Annotated in this window: 2 protein-coding genes and 1 pseudogene; 2 read left to right on the forward strand and 1 reads right to left on the reverse strand. The window is 69.2% G+C overall.

What is annotated here, in order from left to right:
• Positions 1–145 precede the first annotated feature (145 nt).
• Positions 146–1,396 (reverse strand): annotated as a pseudogene (locus QOD90_RS09110) (tetratricopeptide repeat protein); the annotation flags it as partial.
• Positions 1,397–1,504: 108 nt separating this feature from the next.
• Between QOD90_RS09110 and log the strand changes: the two are divergent.
• Together log and QOD90_RS09120 are read left to right on the forward strand one after the other, a co-directional pair.
• Positions 1,505–2,083, forward strand: a complete 579-nt coding sequence (log, locus tag QOD90_RS09115; protein ID WP_526348828.1) for a cytokinin riboside 5'-monophosphate phosphoribohydrolase — start codon at positions 1,505–1,507, stop codon at positions 2,081–2,083.
• Between the two features lie 31 nt (positions 2,084–2,114).
• On the forward strand, positions 2,115–2,749 hold a 635-nt coding region (locus QOD90_RS09120), incomplete at its 3' end, for an AMP-binding protein (protein ID WP_526348830.1).

Raw genomic sequence — 2,749 nt, forward strand, 5'->3', positions numbered from 1 at the left:
AAGCTCTGGTCGAACTGTTCGCCCGTCTGGGGAACACCCTGGCCGAACGTCTCGCGGGCCTTCGACCACGTCGACATGAACGCATCCAGCACGCCCACGAAACCCCCTCGATCGCCTTGACTAACCCAATCGTAGGGTCACTCAGCTAGGGCCGATCGCAGGAAATCTCGCGCGCCGCCTCCGCCTGTTTCGCCGCAGCCAAGGCAACACCATGCATGCCGATTCCGGCGAAAGCCGCAGCGGCGTCGTCCAATCCGCTGGCGTGACCGGCGGTGAGCGCCCGCGCATAGGACAGCGCCAACGGGCCGACAGCGCAGTCCACGTCCAGTCGCGCGATGGCATCCCCGGCCCGCATGTCGCCAAGCCGGACTGCGTCGATCAGCGCCCGCAAGGCGACCGCCGACTGACCGCCACGCTCGGCCGCGCGCGCCGACTCCCTCGCCGCGTTGATGGCCCCGGGGCCGTCGCGTCGCGCCGACGCCGTCCACGCGCGCGCCAACGAGAGCTCCGGTGCGAACAACATCGACTTGAGGCCGTGCCGGGATTCCGCCTTGGCCAGCATCCGCCCGGCGTCCGCGATCCGACCCAGCTGGCCGAGCGCCTGAGCCAGCAGCATCCACGCCAGCGGCCCCCACGAATAACCCGTCGGGGCCAGCGCGGCGGCGGCGGACTCCAACATGTCCACCGACGCGGCGGCATCGCCACGCGCGATCAATACGTCGGCGACCAGGAGCTGACCGATCGCGTGACTCGGCTGTGGCGGCGGCGATCCGTCGACCAGCTCCTGCGCCAGGTCCTGCGCGCGATCGAGCTCGCCGGACATCACCAGGGCAGTCGTCTGCCCGAACGCGCTGGTGAAGCGCAGCAGGCCGGGAGGTCCCGCGGCGATCGCCCGCGCCGCGAGGTCGTCGACGTCGGTGAAGCTGCCCATCCTGGCGTTGCAGAGCGCCGCCGCGGCCGCAGCCCAGCCGATGGCCTGCTCGTCTGAGTGGGGTGAGTCCAGGACGCCGCGCGCGAGCTGAATCGCCCGCTCCGGGCTGCCCGCGTTCATCGTGAACGTGCCAAGCAGCGCGTCGAGCGTCGCACCCGCGCCGTCGGACGTCACCCTGCCCCGGACCGTGTGCAGGAATGCGGTGGCCCGCTCGGGTTGGTCGAGCATCCAGAACTGATTGGCCGCCCGCGGCAGCGCCCACGCCATCAGCTCGGCTTCGCTCAACGCCGACTCGTCGACCTCCGACATCACCGCATCGGCATCGCGGCCACGGCCCTGCCAGGCCAACGCCTGAGCGAGTATCAGTCGGGCGGTGAGGGATTCCCCGTCGCGCAGTGCCGCGCGCCCCAACTCCTCGGCGGTGGCGAGATCGCCCCGTCCCAAGGCCTCTTCGGCTGCGGCCGTCCCATCTGGTCCATCGGGCACCGCCGCAGTGTATGGCGGTCGAACCCGCGTGCACTGGCGAACTCGGCGGTTCGAGTGCCCGCCCCCCGTGCCGGGTACCTTGCACCCGTGCCCGCCGAAACTTCCGAAGTCCCAGAACCACGCGGCCCTTGGGCGGTCTGCGTATATTGCGCGTCCGGCCCAACCCATCGCGAGTTGCTGACCTTGGCGACCGACGTCGGAGGCGCCATCGCCGACCGCGGCTGGACGTTGGTATCGGGTGGCGGCAACGTCTCCGCGATGGGCGCAGTGGCAGGCGCGGCGCGGGCGCACAGCGGACGCACCGTCGGCGTCATCCCCAAGGCACTGGTGCACCGTGAACTCGCCGACGTCGACGCCGACGAACTGATCGTCACCGACACGATGCGCGAGCGGAAGCAGGTCATGGAGGACAGGGCCGACGCCTTCCTCGTGTTGCCCGGCGGCATCGGCACCCTTGAGGAGTTCTTCGAGGCGTGGACCGCCGGCTATCTTGGCATGCACTCCAAGCCGCTCGTCATGCTCGATCCGCTTGGCCACTACGACGGACTGCTGGCGTGGCTGCGCGGACTGGTCGACACCGGTTTCGTCGGCTCAGGTGCGATGGATCGGTTGATCGTGGTCGCCGACGTGGATGCCGCGCTGGAGGCATGCGCACCGCAGGCGTGATGGCCACCACCCCCGCGGCTAGGGTTGGCTCGTGAGCTCGGACAATGGGAACGAGAAATCGGGAACGCGCAGCAGCGTTGGACTATTGGACATCGCGACGAAGTTGCCAGGTCTGGTGAAGGACATGCCAGTCATCCTGCGAGGCGTCGTGACCGGCTTCGGGGCACGCCCGACGGCGAAGACGTCGATCGGCAAGGTGTTTCAGGAGCGGGCCGCCCGGTACGGCGACAAGACGTTCATCAAGTTCGACGACCAGCAGCTGACCTACCGCGAGGCCAACGAGACCGTCAACCGTTACGCGGCGGTGCTCGCGTCGCGTGGGGTCGGTCCCGGTGACGTCGTCGGCGTCATGCTGCGCAACTCGCCGCATTCGGTCTTGCTGATGCTGGCCGTGGTCAAGTGCGGGGCCGTCGCGGGGATGCTCAACTACCACCAGCGCGGCAAGGTGCTTGCGCACAGCATCGGCCTGCTCGGCGCCAAGGCCGTCGTGGCCGAGACCGATTTCATCGAGCCGATCAGCGACAGCGGCGCCGACACCGACGGGCTGATGACGCTGGACGAGCTGATTCAGTTGGCCGTCTCGGCACCCGCCACCAACCCGGCCATCACCGGTTCCGTCCTGGCCGGTGACAAGGCGTTCTACATCTTCACCTCGGGCACCACGGG

Origin of the sequence: Mycobacterium sp., from assembly GCF_032161845.1 — a bacterium.
Taxonomy (GTDB): Bacteria; Actinomycetota; Actinomycetes; order Mycobacteriales; family Mycobacteriaceae; genus Mycobacterium.